Genomic DNA, 17,222 nt, shown 5'->3' with positions numbered 1-17,222 from the left:
GACTGGGGCTTTTTTACATTCCGGGGTTTGAAATCCGCCCTGCGACCGGACGAGTCCCGGTCGTGTACGATCCCAGCCGTCCACCATTTCTTCAAGAAACCCAGTCAGCCATGGCTAGTTTTTTGTAATAAGGTTTGGGCATCTGTTCTTCAGTCAATCGTGTCATTTTTGTCGAGCGTGGTTTTGTCTTTGGGGTGGCGCTTGATGGAAAGTGTTTTCTCTTTCTGGGCAGTTATTCGAATGGGTTATGTATATTTGAGCTTTGAAGCAGCCTCTAGTCAGTGACACCCGGAAAGTTTAACTGTAGTGATAAAAGAAGCGTAGCCATTGCTCTGCGATGAATATTTCATCTTGAGCTGATAATGCTTGGATTCCGGCTGCATAGCCGTGATTCTGGCTGGCCAGTTGGAGTCCCGCCAGTAAATGAGCAGCTTCAAACAGATAGAGAGTGGGATCTCCCATCCCTGTTTTGAAAGGAGTATTGGCTGATTCACCGCCAGCGAGTAAGTAGATGCTTGCTTTGTGTTGATTCTTGTATTCTTTCACGAGCGCATTGCCCCCGATATAACGAAGGGTACCATTGTGTATCAGTTCAGGCAGGTTCAGTTCATCATCTGCTGAAGTAACCGTCGCGACAAACAGATTTTCACGACGGGATTGCAAATGCGCGGTGTGGAGTGCGCCATTCCCGGTACAACAGAAAATCAGATTACAGTGGTTGAGCATGGTTTCAGTCGAACAGACCTGAATGCCGTTACGTGGCATAGCCGTCAGCCGCCGCGGGTCTTGATCGCTGACATAAAGCTCATGGATACCTTTCCCTTGTAAGGTCTTGCAGATGCCACGGCCAAGGTTACCGCTGCCGATCACTCCTATTGATAAAAATCCCTGATTGTTGAGTTTCAGACCGAAAGCTTCACGCAAAATTTGATCGGTGTAGTGAACGATGCACTCTGAAGCTTCATAGTCTGCCGGTGTTTTGATACTCAGGTGAGCCACAGAGACCAAAGGTTTGAGTAGATGCCTGTTTCGGTATTTCGCGACGCCATTTGCAGTCAACTCTGCGATACCCACACAAGCATTGCTGAACGTCTCTAAAATTGCTTCAGCGCCGTGGGCGAAATAGCCTCCATGATCCAGGATCAGAAAAGCTTGTTCATCCGTCGTGTATCGGCGGATTAACTCGACACAGCAAGCCGGGTCGCGTAAGGCGATTTTGTCGAAGCCGGGCGCGACAGTCTGACAGTTTTCAATTGTTTCAATGGTATTCAGGAGTGAACTGTTATTACAAAACGTGGCTTGTTTGGGAAGAAAAATGACGTGATCAGCGAGCTGGCACAGTACGTTCAGATAAGGCAGCGTACCTTCGTAACAGTGCATGACGGAAAAAACAACCAGATTGTCTGGGAGAGCGTAATCCTTTGCTATCTGCTCCAGGAATCGGAAGCCTTTTTCTGCATAAAAGGCGGAATAGTAGCTGTGTGTCAAAGTATGCGATGACGTCATATGGACCTGCTATTTGAATAATGCCAGCAGCGCCTGATAAAGCGGTTCCTTTTGCCGGCTTTGTTTACAACACAATCCCAGTATTAAAGGGTCTACCGTTGCTGTGGGCAGCTTGTGTATCTTGTCGCGAATAGGACTGTTCTCTATGACAATATCTGGCGCAATCCCTATGCCACATCCCAATGCCACCATACTAACAATAGCCTCATGTCCAGCAACTTGGGCATAAATGTTAGGCTTAATTTTATGAGATTTCATCCACTTGTCAGCGTTTTCTCTGGCACTACCATGCTCAGGGAGAATGAAAGGAAGTTTTTCCCACTGAATTTCTGGAGTAAGCATGCTCTGAAGAGCGGGGGGAGGGGCTAAAGGGCTAATGAGTGACATGGAAACATCCCCCAGGTAAATAAAGGCAAGTTTACCGGGAAGGTTGGCCGGGAGTGCTGTAATGGCGAAATCTGCTTCATCCTGCATGACTTTATCAATGGCTTGTGCCGGATCGCCGGTGGCCAGTTGTATCTCAACTTGCGGGTAATGCTGTCGGAACTGGTTCAGCACACCAGGTAAATGGCTGTAGCTTGCTGTGACCGAGCAGAAGAGGGTCAGTTTGCCTTTGAGCATCTGATCTTGCTCGGTCAGTTCCTGTTGCAGGTGCTGCCATTCGGCAATGATACGGCTGGCGACAGGAAGCAGTTTGTGTCCAGCCGTTGTGAGTTCTACACTGCGGTTGTCACGGATAAACAGTGGCTGGGCGAGCTCCTGCTCAAGGCGCTGTATTTGACGGCTCAGCGCCGACGGACTGATATGCATTTTCTGGGCAGTCTGACTAAAGTTCTTGCTGTGACATAAATGAAGAAAGAATTGCAGCGATTTGATATTCATGACGATGTTGCACTTTTTGCAATATGGTGTTGTGAATATATCACTTTGGACAACATCACGCCTGATCTACTATCAGGTTATTCGGCAATGACGTGCCGACCAAGGATCAGATTTCACGGAGTAACTTGTTATGGCTAATTATTTCAATACTTTAAATTTGCGTCAGCAATTAGACCAACTGGGCCGTTGCCGTTTCATGGATCGCAACGAGTTTGCTCAGGAAGCAGAGTACCTGAAAGGGAAAAAAGTCGTGATTGTTGGTTGTGGTGCTCAGGGCCTGAATCAGGGTCTGAATATGCGCGACTCTGGCCTGAATGTCGCTTACGCGCTGCGTCAGGCTGCAATTGATGAGCAGCGTGCGTCTTTCCGCAATGCCAAAGACAATGGTTTTGAAGTCGGTAGCTATGAACAGCTGATCCCAGAGGCGGATCTGGTGGTTAACCTGACACCAGACAAGCAGCACACCGATGTTGTCACAACTGTGATGCCACTGATGAAGCAAGGTGCTGCATTGGGTTATTCGCATGGCTTCAACATTGTTGAAGAAGGCATGCAAATCCGTCCGGATATCACGGTTGTGATGGTTGCGCCGAAATGCCCGGGTACAGAAGTACGTGAAGAATACAAACGTGGTTTCGGGGTACCGACGTTGATCGCCGTTCACCCGGAAAACGACCCGCAGGGTCACGGTCTGGAAATTGCCAAAGCCTGGGCAGCCGCGACTGGTGGTCATCGTGCCGGTGTTCTGGAATCGTCTTTCGTTGCCGAAGTGAAATCTGACCTGATGGGTGAGCAAACCATTTTGTGCGGGATGCTGCAAGCCGGTTCGATTGTGTGTTACGAGAAGATGGTGGCAGAAGGGATTGATCCTGCTTATGCCGGGAAGCTGCTGCAATTTGGCTGGGAAACTATTACTGAAGCGCTGAAGTTCGGTGGCATTACCCACATGATGGATCGTCTGTCGAACCCTGCCAAAATCAAAGCCTTTGAGCTGTCTGAATCGTTGAAAGATCTGATGCGCCCGCTGTACAACAAGCATATGGATGACATCATCAGCGGTGCGTTTTCTGGCACCATGATGGCCGATTGGGCGAATGATGATGCGAATCTGCTGGGCTGGCGTGCAGAGACTGCTGAAACCGCATTCGAAAACTATCCGCAGTCTGATGTGAAGATCAGCGAACAGGAATACTTCGACAACGGCATTCTGATGGTGGCGATGGTGCGTGCCGGAGTTGAGTTGGCGTTCGAAGCCATGACGGCCTCAGGCATTATTGATGAATCGGCTTACTATGAGTCACTGCACGAGCTGCCGTTGATTGCGAACACCATTGCCCGGAAACGTCTGTACGAAATGAACGTGGTCATTTCTGATACCGCTGAATACGGGAACTATCTGTTCGCAAATGTTGCGACACCACTGCTACGTGAGCAGTTTATGCCGAAGGTTGGTACAGACGTGATTGGTCAAGGTCTGGGCGAAACCAGCAATCAGGTAGATAACCAAACACTGATCGACGTGAATGAAGCATTACGCAGCCATCCGGTTGAACTGATTGGTCAGGAACTGCGTGGCTATATGACTGACATGAAGCGTATCGCAGTCGGTGACTAATCATCACCTTAGATTTCTTCCTTCTAGTGACGAAAAGCCCGGCAAACACTGCCGGGCTTTTTCATGTTTCGAGCGGTTTCAGGAAAAGGCTGATTATTCAGCTTTATCAGCCAGCATGGCTTCCAGCTGAGCCACTTTTTGCTCCAGCTCATTGAGTTTCTGGCGGGTACGCAGCAGGACCTGAGTCTGCACATCAAATTCTTCGCGGTTGACGACATCCAGTTTGCTGAGCTGAGCCTGAATGGTTTGGCGCACTTTCTGCTCAACGTCCTGACCAAGCGCTTTGACCGGCTGAGGCATGGCTTCCTGAATCTGCTTTGCGACCTGCTCAAGTTTCTTTGGATCAAACATACGCGGGTTTAACTCCATGAAGGTATTGTGATACTTGACGTTAGTGTACACCAATTTCACCCTGCCGCAGGCAGGAATACTGGGATCGGCGACACGCGACTGACTCACCATAAAAAAAGGCCGCTTGTGCGGCCTGAAGTATAAAAAGTGAAAAGAAGGTTAACTTTCCCGGGCTTTGAGTGCTTGTCTCGCCTCATCAGCCCGTTTGAGCTTTTCCAGGTCTTTGTCCTCGACAAAGACGGGCAGCGGCTTATGCGTGCTGGCCAGATACGTATAAATGACCGGCAGAACAAACAGGGTAAACAGGGTCCCGATTGCCAGACCGGCTACAATCACGATACCGATACTGAAACGCTGTGCCGCACCGGCGCCGGTGGCGTACAACAGTGGGATCAGACCGGCAATCATCGCTGCAGTTGTCATCAGAATCGGACGCAGACGAACCTTGGCTGCTTCCATCACCGCAGACATTTTGTCTTTCTGGTGATTGAGCTGTTCTTCTTTGGCCACCTCACAGATCAGAATCCCGTGCTTGGTGATCAAACCAATCAGGGTGATCAGACCGACCTGAGAGTAAATGTTCATTGAGGCTGCGCCCCAGGCGAGTGCGACCAGCGCCCCACAGATCGCCAGCGGAACGGAAACCATGATGACCATCGGGTCGCGCAGGGATTCGAACTGAATCGCCAGAACCAGGAAGATGACCGCCAGGGCCAGACCAAAGGTTGCGAACAGTGCGTTTCCTTCGGTCACGAACTGACGGGCTTCACCCATGAAGTCATACTGGTAACCGGCAGGCAGATTTCCGGCAGCGTCCGTTTTGAACCAGTCAATCGCATCACCCATAGCCGTTCCCGGCATCGGAACGACACCAATGGTGGCTGAGTTCAACTGGTTGAAGTGTGGCAAGGCACGTGGCTCTGCGATGACATCAATGTTGATCAGGCTGCCCAGAGGGACTGAGTTACCATCCGCAGCACGGACGTAGTACGTGTTCAGTGACTCCGGATTCAGACGGTATTTCCGTTCTACCTGTGGAATCACTTCATAGGAGCGGCCATTGAGGTCAATCCGGTTGACATAACCGTCGGCCATCATGGTACTCAGGGTGATCCCGATATCCTGCATGGTGACACCATAGGCACCGGCTTTGTCCTTATCGATGCTGATTCTCATGGTGGCGGAATCAAAGTTCAGATCCAGGTTGGAATAAACGAACATCGGGTTCTTGCTGACATCAGTCAGGACAGTTGTTGCCACCTGGAACAGGCTTTCGAAGTTGTTCGGTGTCGTGATGACGAACTGAATCGGCAGACCTGAACCCGCACCTGGCAGCTCCGGCATCTGGAATGCGGTGACAGCCATGCCCGGAACATCGTTGACCAGTGTGGTCACACGGCCCACGACTTCAGCCTGGCTGGCTTCACGCTGACTCCAGGGCACCATGGATGCAATACCGAATGCCTGGTTTGACTGAGGGACACCGGAGAAGACCTGAGCAAAAGCAACTTCCGGCTGATCGCTCAGCATCTCGTTCACTTCACTCATGGTATTTTCGATGTAATCCAGGTTGGCGGTCGATGGCGCGGTCCCCATCATCATCAGGACGCCTTTATCTTCCGCCGGTGCCAGTTCACTCGGGATGAACTTGAACAGCACGGGCAAGACGGCAAAGACGAGCAGGGCAAAGACAATCACAACCGGACGGAAGTTCATGACAGTGCCCAGCATTTTCTCATAGCCGGTTGTCATGCGATCCAGCACACTGTGAACCGTGTCTTCAAAGCGGTTTGGTTTATCGTGTGCTTTGAGGATCTTGGAACACATCACCGGTGACAGGGTCAGGGCGATGATCCCCGAGATAAAGACCGCACCAGCCAGGGTCAGTGCAAACTCCTTAAAGAGTGAGCCTGTGATCCCGCCCATCAGTGCAATTGGTGCGTATACTGCACCCAGCGTCAGGGTCATGGCAATGACAGGTACTGCGATTTCTCGTGTTCCGATAATGGCTGCGCGGAACGGCGATTCGCCCAGTTTGATGTGGCGGTCGACGTTTTCCAGAACAACGATGGCATCATCGACCACCAGACCGATGGCCAGAACCATAGCCAGCAGCGTCATCAGGTTCCAGGAGAAACCGAAGCCCTGCATCAGCATGGCGACGCCAATCAGCGACAACGGGATAGTGATGATTGGGATCAGCACAGCACGGAACGAACCCAGGAACAGCGTGATGACGACCAGAACGATCAGTGCGGCTTCCCCAATGGTTTTGATGACTTCCTGAATAGACTCATTGATGGCAACCGTAGAGTCATACAGGACGTTCATCTTGATGTTGCTCGGCATGTTGCGCTGAATCTCAGGCAATAGCTCCAGTACATCGGCAGCAATGTTGATCGGGTTAGCACTCGGGGCAGCGTTGATCGCAGCCACCACGGCTTCCTGGCCATTCGCCGTCGCGCGGTAAATGTCGTGGCTTTTCTCCAGTGTGACCTTGGCAATGTCGCCCAGACGAATCACCTGACCTTTCTGGGTTGAAACAACCAGCTTTTTCAGCTCATCTGTGGTCTTCACCTGAGTATCAATCGTGCCGTTATACAGCACGAATTCACCATTGGCCTGACCCGTTGCAGACTGGTAGTTGTTGGCGTTCAGCACGGTCATGACATCGGATGCGGTCAGGTTATACGCCGCCATTTTGGCAGGATCCAACCAGACACGCAGGGCGTATTTCATCCCGCCGTACAGATCAACCTTGGAGACACCGTTGACGGTAAACAGCTGCGGATTGAATACCCGCTCCAGGTAGTCGGTGATTTGGCTGGAGCTTAGCTCGTCACTGGTGAAACCAATGTACATAACCGCCGTGGTTGAACCGGTCGACATGGTTACTGTCGGATCCTCGGATTCACGCGGCAGCTGAGAACGTACCGAGTTGGTTTTGGCCAGAATATCAGCCAGCGCCGCGTTCGGATCGGTATTCAGCTTCATGGTGACTGTAATGGTTGAAGAACCCAGCACAGACGAGGAGGTCATGTAGTCGATGTTATCAGCCTGCGCAATGGCCTGTTCCAGCGGCTGAGTAATAAAGCCCTGGATCAGGTCGGCACTGGCCCCGTAATAGCTGGTGGTCACCGTGACGACGGTGTTCGTCATCTCCGGATATTCCCGCACCTGCATTTTGAAAATAGCCTGGAAACCGAGCAGAGCAATCAGGATGCTGATTGAGACTGCAAGAACCGGCCTTTTTATGAATATATCAGTAAAGCGCATTTAACCTCCGAATCACAGCATCGGTGTTTCAGCCGGGGTTTTCAGGGCATCGTTGTCGACAATGCGGATTTTCACATCATTACTCAGGCGAACCTGACCTGTGGTGACGACCTGATCGCCTGGTTTGACGCCATCCAGAACATGAATGTTGTCACGCTTGCGTTCACCGGTTTTCACGACAGACTGACGGACACGCATGTCGCCTTTGTCGTCTTTATAAACGATGTAGACGTTGTCACCATACAGGGTGTAGGTGATGGCGTGTTGCGGCAGAACCACCTGATTTTCCTGTGTTGGCAGAATAATGTGGGCGCGGGCAAACATACCGCTGCGCAGACGACCATCATTGTTTGGAATGTCTGCCTGTACCTGAACCAGACCGCTCTGATAATTCACCGCCGGTTCAATGGCACTGATCTTGCCTTGGAAGTTTGTTTCCGGATACGCATCGATTGCGATATCCACTTCCTGTCCGATATGAATATCTGCCAGTTCAGTTTGCGGGATTGTAAAACGCAGTTTCATCAGCGAGGTATCTTCAAGACGAACGATATCCGTGCCCGGCTGGATGTACTGACCCAGGAATACATTTCGCAGGCCGACTTCACCGGAGAAGGGTGCGTTAATAATACGGCGGTCGATCGTCGCTTTCAGACTTTCAATATCAGCCATCAGCGAGAAGTAACTTGCCTGAGCATCGTCAAAGGCTTCTTTGGAAATGGAGCCTTTTTTATACAGATCCTGATAACGGATGTATTTGGCTTTGGCAGCGGGCAGGCGGGCTTGTGAACTTTTGAGATTGGCTTCTTCAACATCAGAATCCAGTCCCAGCAGGCGCTGACCTTGCTTGACCGACATTCCCGAATCAAAATCCAGGCTCTTGATGACACCTGAGACTTCCGTTGTGATCGTGACGCCCTGGTTGGGTTCGATGAAGCCAATGGCTTCAATGGCAGGAACCCAATCGATGGCTTTCACGTCCACGACAGTTACCGGGAAATCCGGTTCGGGTAAATTGGCGAAATACTCCATTTTCCCTTTAATTTCCATGTATTTGTATGTGAACAACGTGCCAAAGAGAGCGGCAACGATGATTAACATGACAATCCATGCTCTCCACTTTTTCATTATCTTTGCTCCGGAGTCTTTGTTAATGCGAAATCAGTGTGTAATTAATGCGTCCCAGCAAGCATTGATGGCGGCATCCCGTGCCTCATCACTTACTGTAAAAATGCCGGTCAGATGTTTACGGGCCAGCGCAGCGCTGGGCTCTAAACTGAGAGCGGCGAGTATCTCGTTGTCTAAAGGCTTGAACAGTCCCTGCGCTTTCCCTTCGTCAAACATTTTGTGGACGGGGGCAAAGAGGGTTTTTTCTAACGCGATCTTGTACTGCTTCCCGCGGTGCGGCATGTTTTCAAACTGACCACGGTTAATCAGCGGTGCTTCACTGTCGGTAGCCATCTTCCAGATGTTCAGCCACATGGTACGAAACCGCTGTTCCAGTGGCATGGCATCTGAAATGTGCTGCGTGATTTTTTGCGCGACAATGGTCAAAATATGATCATGAAGCTGATATAACAGGTCGTCTTTATCTGTGAAATACCGATAAATTGTGCCTGTCGCCACCTTGGCTTCCTTCGCCACCATGTTCATCGACAGACCGTGAAAACCATGCTTTGCCAGCAATTCTTCTGTCGCCTGCAAGATACGTTCTTTTTTATCAGTCATTACTACTCACAAGGTGAATGAACGTTCATTCATTATTATTGACGCTTAAATATTACGCAACTCATTTGTTAGCCAATTTTTGTGACAAAAACACGGGGGTTGTCTGAAATAGACACGAGACGAGATCAGGTTACAATGCAGCAGCTGAATCAATCATGACTCATAGGGCAAATCATGAAACTCAATCCCAGACAAAATGAGGCAGTGCGTTATGTGGCCGGACCGTGCCTGGTTCTGGCTGGCGCTGGTTCAGGCAAAACGCGGGTCATTACCAATAAAATCGCTTATCTGGTCCAGCAATGCGGGTATAAAGCCCGGAACATTGCGGCACTGACGTTTACCAACAAAGCTGCGCGGGAAATGAAAGAGCGGGTGGGCCAGACGTTGGGACGTCAGGAGGCTAAAGGGCTGACGGTATCGACCTTCCATACCCTGGGGCTGAATATTATTCGCCGTGAATATAAGACGCTGGGCCTGAAAGCGAGTTTCTCTCTGTTTGACGATCAGGACCAGATGGCACTGCTCAAGGAACTGACGGAAGCACAAATTGATGGCGATAAAGATCTGCTGAAGCTGCTGTTGTCGTCCATTTCAAACTGGAAGAACGATATGAAATCGCCGGCGCAGGCCCAAGCCGAAGCCCGCAGTGAACGTGACCAGCTATTTGCCCATTGTTATGAGTTGTACCAGCGGCAGATGAAAGCCTACAACGCGCTGGACTTCGATGATTTGATTCTGATGCCGGTACTTTTGTTGCGGGATAACGAGGAAGTCCGTCAGCGCTGGCAGAATAAAATCCGTTATCTGCTGGTGGATGAATATCAGGACACCAACACCAGTCAGTATGTGTTTGTGAAGCTGCTGGTGGGTGAGCGGGCCAAATTTACCGTGGTCGGAGATGATGACCAGTCGATCTATTCCTGGCGCGGTGCTCAGCCAGAAAACCTGGTATTGCTGAACAAAGATTTCCCGACCCTGAAGGTGATTAAGCTGGAGCAGAATTATCGTTCAACCAGCCGGATCCTGCGAACGGCCAATATATTGATTGCCAATAATCCGCACGTGTTTGAGAAAACACTATTCTCGGAAATTCCGGACGGCGACATGCTGAAAGTGATTACCGCCAAGAATGAAGAGCACGAAGCGGAAAAGGTGATTGGTGAACTGATTGCCCATCGTTTTTTGAACAACACCGATTACAAAGATTACGCCATTCTTTACCGTGGTAACCATCAGTCACGGTTGTTTGAAAAAGCGCTGATGCAGAACCGGATTCCTTACAAAATCTCCGGAGGAACCTCATTTTTCTCCCGGACTGAGATCAAGGACATCATGGCTTATCTGCGTTTGCTGACCAACCCGGATGACGATAATGCCTTTTTGCGCATTGTGAACACGCCGCGGCGTGAAATTGGCCCGGCGACGCTGGAGAAGCTGGGTACCTATGCCAATATGCGGGGGAAAAGCCTGTTCGATGCCAGTTTTGAGCTGGGACTGGAGCAGCACCTGACTGGTCGCGGATTAGACAGCCTGCGTCAGTTTACCCGCTGGGTAGTTGAGCTGGCTGATAACGCTGAGCGGGGCGATGCGGTTGCGGCGGTCCGGCAGTTGATCCGTGATATTCATTATGAGGATTGGCTGTTCGAAACTTCGGCGAGTCCGAAAGCCGCCGAGATGCGGATGAAAAACGTGTCGGATCTGTATAGCTGGGTCACGGCTGATCTGGAAGGGGATAATTACGACAACGAAGTGCGCACCCTGAAAGAGGTTGTTCAGCGGATGACGTTGCGGGATATGATGGAGCGCGGCGAAGATGACGATGAGGCGGATCAGGTTCAGTTGATGACATTGCATGCCTCCAAAGGGCTGGAGTTCCCGTATGTCTATTTGATTGGCACAGAGGAAGGCATTCTGCCGCATCAGAGCAGTATTGATGAAGAGAATGTTGAGGAAGAGCGCCGGCTGGCATACGTTGGCATTACCCGGGCTCAGAAAGCACTCACCTTTACCTTATGTAAGGAACGTCGTCAGTACGGGGAGCTGATCAAGCCGGAGCCGAGTCGTTTCTTGTATGAACTGCCTCAGGATGATCTGGAATGGGAGACAGAGCGCAAGCCGGTTTCAGCCGAAGAGCGGATGCAGCGAGGTCAGGCACACATTGCAAATATCCGGGCGATGTTCAATAAGAAGTAAGCATACAGACACGACGGAAAGAAAAAAGGTTAGCCCAGGCTAACCTTTTTGATGGCATTGTAGGGGGAAGCTTATAGGCCTTGAATCATGTGTTCGATGGCGGCAACGATTTCTTCATCGCTACAGTCCATACAGGTGCCTTTCGCCGGCATGGCGTTAAATCCGTTTAGGGCGTGGTTGGTCAGTGTTTCCATGCCTTTCGCGATCCGAGGTCCCCAGTCCGCTGCGTCGCCGGATTTTGGTGCGCCCATAACGCCGCTGCTGTGACAAGCCACACAGAAGGTGCCATAAACCTGATCGCCTGAACGTGGGCCGGAAGCGACGGCGGTAGCGGCAGGTGCATCACCTTCCTTATAAACCGAGCCAACGGGCTTGATGCGATCTGCGATCGCTTCGTCAGACATATCTGCCGCGACGGCTGAGCCGCTGATGGCAAGGGTGGCGACAGCTGCGACCATCAGTTGTCGAAGAGAAAATTCCATTGAGCTCACCTTAACACTCCCAGATTATTTGCTCGGATATCACAGCCATCCTGTAGATTGTTGTAAATATGACGTTTTGCGACAGGCTGTGAACCAATTATTAGTGGTTTTTCTGTTAAAAAACTGAGTGATTATATCTGTTAATGGGATTGTGTTAAACAGAATGGCTGTGTTTGTATGATGCGAATCAACCCAAAGATGGTTACAAATGAAGCGAATACAAATTTTTTTGCAAAAAAGACTAGACGACACGCATGCTGATCCGTAATATTCACCACCGCCGATAGGGCAAGGCGCCCGTAGCTCAGCTGGATAGAGCGTTGGCCTCCGGAGCCAAAGGTCACAGGTTCAAATCCTGTCGGGCGCGCCACTCCGGAAAGGCAAGACGGCACTGTTGGCGTTACAAAAACATTGGTGGCTATAGCTCAGTTGGTAGAGCCCCGGATTGTGATTCCGGTTGTCGCGAGTTCAAGTCTCGTTAGCCACCCCATACAATTGGGTATGGAGTTTTTCATGAAACTCGGTACGCAAAAAAGAATAAAAGTCGGTGAATAGCGCAGTTTGGTCGCGCATCCTGGCTCTTGAGAATAGCGGACCAGAGGAACCCTCTGGTTCAGAACTCAAGGCAGCAACAAAATTATCGGTGAATAGCGCAGTTTGGTAGCGCATCTGGTTTGGGACCAGAGGGTCGGGGGTTCGAATCCCTCTTCACCGACCACTTTTATTGTAAGTTTGCCTGATTTGCAAACCTACAGGTTCGGAAGAAAGAAGTGCATTGGCCGGGTGCGGAAGCCCGCCGCGTTCAATCCCTCTTCACCGACCACTTACAATGGTGGCTATAGCTCAGTTGGTAGAGCCCCGGATTGTGATTCCGGTTGTCGCGAGTTCAAGTCTCGTTAGCCACCCCATATTTCGGTGAATAGCGCAGTTTAGTCGCGCATCTCCGGCTCTTGGGAATAGCGGATCAGAGGACCCTCTGGTTCAAAAACTCAAGGCAGAAATAGAATTATCGGTGAATAGCGCAGTTTGGTAGCGCATCTGGTTTGGGACCAGAGGGTCGGGGGTTCGAATCCCTCTTCACCGACCACCTTCGAAAGCCCGCTCATTTGAGCGGGTTTTTTTGTATCTGCGATATTCTCTGAAGTATGGAACAGGCTGCGCTTGTCGGGTCGGGTGCGGATGCCCGCCGCGATCCATCCCTCTTCACCGACCACCTCCGGAAACCCTCATCTTTTTGTTTCTTCCATGTTCAGACTTGTCTGGTTTAGTTATTTATTCATGATTTTATGTGTTGTCCGGAGTGCTTATTGCCGGCTTTAAATGCTGGTGGTTATTATTTTGCTGGCCGCTTATCCCAGCCCTTTACGAGTATATGGATGAACATCTGGCTGTGTTAATAATATGTTTAACATTGTGTGCTTTTTTATTCAGAACGTCATGGTGACTGATGTCGCATAAATATGCGCACTTTTCTGACCGAGAATGGTTTTGTTCTATGTTTATCTAGGTTTATCTGAGCGATTTCTTAGGTTGTATGTTTATTTTTAGCTATGCAACTAGTGATTATTTATGCTTGTTTTGTGCTGTAGTACAGTTTTGTAGCATGAAATGTTGATTTTTCGTGAAATCTTTGCCAGATTGATCGCACTTAACGTGGCCGGTTTTTTGATCGGCGCATTTGAATGGAAGCAATTGCAGGCGGGCAGGCACACTGCCAGGTTGTTGAGGTCTGAACATGGCATTATTGGAAGTTAAAAACCTTCGTATTGAATATCCGTCACGTCACGGTGTCCACGCTGCGGTGAAATCGCTGTCGTTTACGATTGAGCGCGGTGAAATTGTTGGTGTGGTCGGTGAATCCGGTGCGGGTAAGTCGACCGTCGGGAATGCTGTGATCGATCTGCTGAGCCCTCCGGGTAAAATTGCCAGTGGTGATGTCTATCTGGATGGTGAGAAAATTTCTGGTCTGAACCCGGAAGCGATGCGTCAGGTTCGTGGTGCCAAAATTGGGTTTATTTTTCAGGACCCGATGACCTCTCTGAACCCGTTATTCACGGTGGAACGCCAGCTGACGGAAACGATTATTACGAATCTCAATGTCAGCAAAGAAGAAGCTGTGCGCCGTGCCATCAAGCTGATGGAGCAGGTGGGTATCCCCCAACCGGAAGTCCGCATCAAGCAGTACCCACATCAGTTTTCTGGCGGGATGCGTCAGCGTGTGGTGATTGCCATCGCGCTGGCCGGTGAGCCCGATTTAATTATTGCCGATGAACCAACGACCGCACTGGATGTGTCCATTCAGGACCAGATCCTGAATCTGATTCGCGAGTTGTGCGTGAAGAAAAATGTCGGTTGTATGCTGGTGACCCACGATATGGGCGTGGTGTCGAATGTCACCGATCGCGTTGCCGTGATGTACCGGGGCGATCTGGTTGAAATTGGTCCGACAGAGCAAGTGCTGGGGCATCCGAATCATCCGTATACGAAGAGCCTGATTTCTGCGGTGCCGCGTTCAGATATCAAACTCGATCGCTTCCCGCTGGTGAACTATATCGAAGAAGCTGGCGAAACCACTCAGTTGGATGTGAAAAATCACTGGTTGGGTCAGAGCGAAGATCAGCGCCAGTACACTGGTGCGCTGCTGCAGGTGGAAAACGTGAACCTGCGTTTTGTGACCAAAGATTCTTTCTTTGAAAGCCGTCGGGAGTATGTTCAGGCATCCAATAATGTCAGCTTTGAAGTGTTTGAAGGGGAAACCTTCGGCCTGGTGGGAGAGTCCGGTTCCGGAAAGTCGACCATTGCCCGCGTGATTGCGGGTCTGTATCCGCCAAATTCGGGCAAAGTGGTGTTTGAAGGGATTGACCTGACTGCGCTGAAGAGTGAAAACGAACGCCGCCCATTGCGTCGTCAGATGCAGATGGTGTTCCAGAACCCGTATTCGTCGATGAATCCGCGGATGAAGATTTTCGATATTATTGCTGAGCCGATTCGCTTCCACAAACTGGCTGACAGCGAAGGTCAGGTGCGCCAGATTGTCAGTGACTTGCTCGATCATGTCGGCCTGGGCCGTGCTGCGGGCGTGAAATATCCCCATGAGTTCTCCGGCGGTCAGCGTCAGCGAATTTCTATTGCCCGTGCACTGGCAACCCGTCCACGTTTGCTGATTTGCGATGAACCCACCTCCGCGCTGGATGTTTCGGTACAGGCTCAAATCCTGAACCTGCTGAAAGATCTGCAGGACGAATTAAACCTGACGATGCTGTTTATCAGCCATGACCTGCCTGTGATCCGTCAGATGTGTGATCGCATCGGTGTGATGCAGAAAGGGACGTTGTTGGAAGTCGCCCCCACGGAGCAGCTCTTCACGGCACCTCAGCATGAATACAGTCAACAATTGATTTCTCTGATGCCTGAATTTAAAGGAATGAGTCAGGAAGGTCTGAAGCTGGCCTGACAATTATTCAGTTTGCCCGCCGGTCGCTTGTGTCGTGGCCGGCATGGCTCTGTTTCGGGAGCCGGGCTTTTGTTGCTTACCTAAATCAATAATAAGCAAACATAATCATCTGGGAGTTCACTCCCTGCATAAAGGAGCTATGCGAATGAAAACCTTCAAGAGCAAGTTAGCCGTTGCGTTAATGGCTGCTGGTCTGAGCTTTGGTGCTGCCGCTGCGAATCTGAATCTGGCTTATGATGCGGACCCTGTGTCTATGGACCCGCATGAGCAACTGTCAGGCGGTACGCTGCAACTTTCTCACATGACTTTTGATCCGCTGATCCGTTTTACGCAGTCCATGGAATTTGAACCGCGCCTGGCGAAATCCTGGGAGCGGGTGAATGACACCACCATGCGTTTCAAGTTGCGTGAAGGCGTGAAATTCCACTCAGGCAATGACTTCACCGCAGATGATGTTGTCTGGACCTTCAACCGTCTGAAATCTTCTGCTGACTTCAAAGGCATTTTCACGCCGATCGTGGCAATGAAAAAAGTGAATGCCCACACGGTTGATGTGGTGACGGATGGCACTTACCCATTGATCGAAAACGTCATGACTTACGTTTTCCCAATGGATAGCAAATTCTACACCGGGAAAACCGCAGACGGTAAAGACAAAGCTGAGCTGAAGAAAAACGGTTCGACTTATGCCTCAACCAATCTTTCAGGAACGGGTCCATTCAAGGTATCGAGCCGCGAACAGGGTGTAAAAGTTGAGTTCGAACGCTTTGCCGATTACTGGGACAAAGACAGCGAAGGGAATGTGGATCATATTACCCTGCGCCCAATCAAAGAAGATGCCACCCGTGTTGCAGCCCTGCTGTCAGGCGACGTGGATATGATTGCACCGGTATCGCCGAACGATTACAAGCGAATCAAGAGCAATAATAAGCTGGATCTGGTCACGATGCCGGGCACCCGTGTCATTACCTTCCAGATGAACCAGAAAGTTGCAGAACCGCTACGTGATGCCCGTGTGCGTCAGGCCATTGTTTATGCAGTCAACAATGAAGGGATCGCGCAGAAAATCATGAAGGGTGCTGCGACACCTGCGGCTCAGCAGAGTCCTGTCGGTTATGCGGGCTACAATGAATCACTGAAACCGCGTTATGACCTGAAAAAAGCACAGCAGTTGATGAAAGAAGCCGGCTATGAAAAAGGTTTCTCGATCACCATGATTGCGCCGAACAACCGTTATGTGAACGACGAAAAAGTTGCACAGGCTGTGTCGGCGATGCTGGCGAAAATCAAAATCAAAGTTGACCTGCAAACCATGCCGAAGGCGCAATACTGGCCTGAGTTTGATAAGTGTGAAGCAGGGATGCTGATGATCGGCTGGCACCCGGACACCGAAGATTCTGCGAACTTTACGGAATTCCTGACCATGACACGAAATGCTGAAACCGGTAAAGGTCAGTACAACTGCGGTCATTACTCGAATTCAGAAGTGGATAAACTGGTCGAAGCGGCAAACTCCGAGACAGATCTGGAAAAACGCAGTGCCATGCTGAAGAAGATCGAAGAGATTCTGTATAACGATGCTGCCTTTGTTCCGCTGTACTGGCAGGACCCTTCTTGGGCTGCCAAGAAGAATGTGGACATCAAACCGATTGTGAACGGTATGGACTTCCCGTACCTGGGCGATCTGGTGATCAAGTAATCCCCTCCGTAACTCAGGCTCCGGCATTGGCCGGAG

Annotated in this window: 11 protein-coding genes and 5 tRNA genes; 9 read left to right on the top strand and 7 right to left on the bottom strand. The window is 50.5% G+C overall.

Going from position 1 to position 17,222, the window contains the following annotated elements:
* Positions 1–297 precede the first annotated feature (297 nt).
* Together EA58_RS06530 and ilvY are read right to left on the bottom strand one after the other, a co-directional pair.
* On the bottom strand, positions 298–1,506 hold the full coding sequence (locus EA58_RS06530) for an NAD(P)-binding domain-containing protein (protein WP_036750514.1): 1,209 nt from the start codon (positions 1,504–1,506) through the stop codon (positions 298–300).
* Positions 1,507–1,515: 9 nt separating this feature from the next.
* Positions 1,516–2,388 carry an HTH-type transcriptional activator IlvY gene (gene ilvY, locus EA58_RS06525; protein WP_036750511.1) on the bottom strand — a complete coding sequence of 291 codons (873 nt, stop codon included), beginning with the start codon at positions 2,386–2,388 and terminating at the stop codon, positions 1,516–1,518.
* A 130-nt stretch (positions 2,389–2,518) separates the two neighbouring features.
* On the opposite strand from ilvY, the gene ilvC reads away from it, so the two are divergent.
* Positions 2,519–4,003: a ketol-acid reductoisomerase gene (gene ilvC / locus EA58_RS06520; RefSeq protein ID WP_036750509.1), complete on the top strand. Its 1,485-nt coding sequence runs from the start codon at positions 2,519–2,521 to the stop codon at positions 4,001–4,003.
* Between the two features lie 93 nt (positions 4,004–4,096).
* Here ilvC and ubiK read toward each other — a convergent pair whose 3' ends face one another.
* The 4 genes from ubiK to EA58_RS06500 all read right to left on the bottom strand — a co-directional run bounded on the left by ubiK (position 4,097) and on the right by EA58_RS06500 (position 9,358).
* A complete protein-coding gene (ubiK, locus tag EA58_RS06515; RefSeq protein WP_036750506.1) occupies positions 4,097–4,354 on the bottom strand; it encodes a ubiquinone biosynthesis accessory factor UbiK in 258 nt (85 codons plus the stop codon).
* Between the two features lie 159 nt (positions 4,355–4,513).
* Complete coding sequence (locus tag EA58_RS06510) at positions 4,514–7,630, bottom strand: multidrug efflux RND transporter permease subunit (RefSeq protein WP_036750503.1); 3,117 nt, start codon at positions 7,628–7,630, stop codon at positions 4,514–4,516.
* A gap of 12 nt (positions 7,631–7,642) precedes the next feature.
* Positions 7,643–8,758 (bottom strand): efflux RND transporter periplasmic adaptor subunit, encoded by a 1,116-nt coding sequence (locus tag EA58_RS06505; RefSeq protein WP_036750501.1) that lies wholly within the window; start codon positions 8,756–8,758, stop codon positions 7,643–7,645.
* Between the two features lie 33 nt (positions 8,759–8,791).
* Positions 8,792–9,358: a TetR/AcrR family transcriptional regulator gene (locus tag EA58_RS06500; RefSeq protein WP_036750498.1), complete on the bottom strand. Its 567-nt coding sequence runs from the start codon at positions 9,356–9,358 to the stop codon at positions 8,792–8,794.
* 174 nt (positions 9,359–9,532) lie between these two features.
* On the opposite strand from EA58_RS06500, the gene rep reads away from it, so the two are divergent.
* Positions 9,533–11,551 (top strand): DNA helicase Rep, encoded by a 2,019-nt coding sequence (rep, locus tag EA58_RS06495; RefSeq protein WP_036750497.1) that lies wholly within the window; start codon positions 9,533–9,535, stop codon positions 11,549–11,551.
* Positions 11,552–11,622: 71 nt separating this feature from the next.
* Here the strand turns inward: rep and EA58_RS06490 are convergent, their stop codons facing one another.
* Positions 11,623–12,033, bottom strand: a complete 411-nt coding sequence (locus EA58_RS06490; protein WP_036750495.1) for a c-type cytochrome — start codon at positions 12,031–12,033, stop codon at positions 11,623–11,625.
* 293 nt (positions 12,034–12,326) lie between these two features.
* Between EA58_RS06490 and EA58_RS06485 the strand changes: the two genes are divergently transcribed.
* The 7 genes from EA58_RS06485 (at position 12,327) to EA58_RS06455 (ending at position 17,186) form a co-directional block, all read left to right on the top strand.
* Positions 12,327–12,403 (top strand) — tRNA-Arg (locus EA58_RS06485).
* A gap of 44 nt (positions 12,404–12,447) precedes the next feature.
* A tRNA-His gene (locus EA58_RS06480) sits at positions 12,448–12,523 on the top strand.
* Positions 12,524–12,674: 151 nt separating this feature from the next.
* Positions 12,675–12,751, top strand: a tRNA-Pro gene (locus EA58_RS06475).
* A 114-nt stretch (positions 12,752–12,865) separates the two neighbouring features.
* Positions 12,866–12,941 (top strand) — tRNA-His (locus tag EA58_RS06470).
* Positions 12,942–13,043: 102 nt separating this feature from the next.
* Positions 13,044–13,120, top strand: a tRNA-Pro gene (locus EA58_RS06465).
* Between the two features lie 648 nt (positions 13,121–13,768).
* Positions 13,769–15,487: an ABC transporter ATP-binding protein gene (locus EA58_RS06460; RefSeq protein ID WP_036750493.1), complete on the top strand. Its 1,719-nt coding sequence runs from the start codon at positions 13,769–13,771 to the stop codon at positions 15,485–15,487.
* A 145-nt stretch (positions 15,488–15,632) separates the two neighbouring features.
* The gene (locus tag EA58_RS06455) at positions 15,633–17,186 is read left to right on the top strand and encodes an ABC transporter substrate-binding protein (protein WP_036750490.1); all 1,554 of its coding nucleotides are present in this window, start codon (positions 15,633–15,635) and stop codon (positions 17,184–17,186) included.
* Positions 17,187–17,222 lie beyond the last annotated feature (36 nt).

Origin of the sequence: Photobacterium galatheae (genome assembly GCF_000695255.1) — a bacterium.
In the GTDB taxonomy this organism is placed as follows: Bacteria; Pseudomonadota; Gammaproteobacteria; order Enterobacterales; family Vibrionaceae; genus Photobacterium; species Photobacterium galatheae.
Note: the sequence above shows the minus strand (reverse complement) of the source record. Positions and strands in the feature narration are given on the sequence as shown.

Coding starts and splice junctions, on each gene's coding strand:
- EA58_RS06530 (WP_036750514.1), bottom strand. CDS start 1,506: ATGACGTCATCGCATACTTTGACACACAGCTACTATTCCGCCTTTTAT.
- ilvY (WP_036750511.1), bottom strand. CDS start 2,388: ATGAATATCAAATCGCTGCAATTCTTTCTTCATTTATGTCACAGCAAG.
- ilvC (WP_036750509.1), top strand. CDS start 2,519: ATGGCTAATTATTTCAATACTTTAAATTTGCGTCAGCAATTAGACCAA.
- ubiK (WP_036750506.1), bottom strand. CDS start 4,354: ATGTTTGATCCAAAGAAACTTGAGCAGGTCGCAAAGCAGATTCAGGAA.
- EA58_RS06510 (WP_036750503.1), bottom strand. CDS start 7,630: ATGCGCTTTACTGATATATTCATAAAAAGGCCGGTTCTTGCAGTCTCA.
- EA58_RS06505 (WP_036750501.1), bottom strand. CDS start 8,758: ATGAAAAAGTGGAGAGCATGGATTGTCATGTTAATCATCGTTGCCGCT.
- EA58_RS06500 (WP_036750498.1), bottom strand. CDS start 9,358: ATGACTGATAAAAAAGAACGTATCTTGCAGGCGACAGAAGAATTGCTG.
- rep (WP_036750497.1), top strand. CDS start 9,533: ATGAAACTCAATCCCAGACAAAATGAGGCAGTGCGTTATGTGGCCGGA.
- EA58_RS06490 (WP_036750495.1), bottom strand. CDS start 12,033: ATGGAATTTTCTCTTCGACAACTGATGGTCGCAGCTGTCGCCACCCTT.
- EA58_RS06460 (WP_036750493.1), top strand. CDS start 13,769: ATGGCATTATTGGAAGTTAAAAACCTTCGTATTGAATATCCGTCACGT.
- EA58_RS06455 (WP_036750490.1), top strand. CDS start 15,633: ATGAAAACCTTCAAGAGCAAGTTAGCCGTTGCGTTAATGGCTGCTGGT.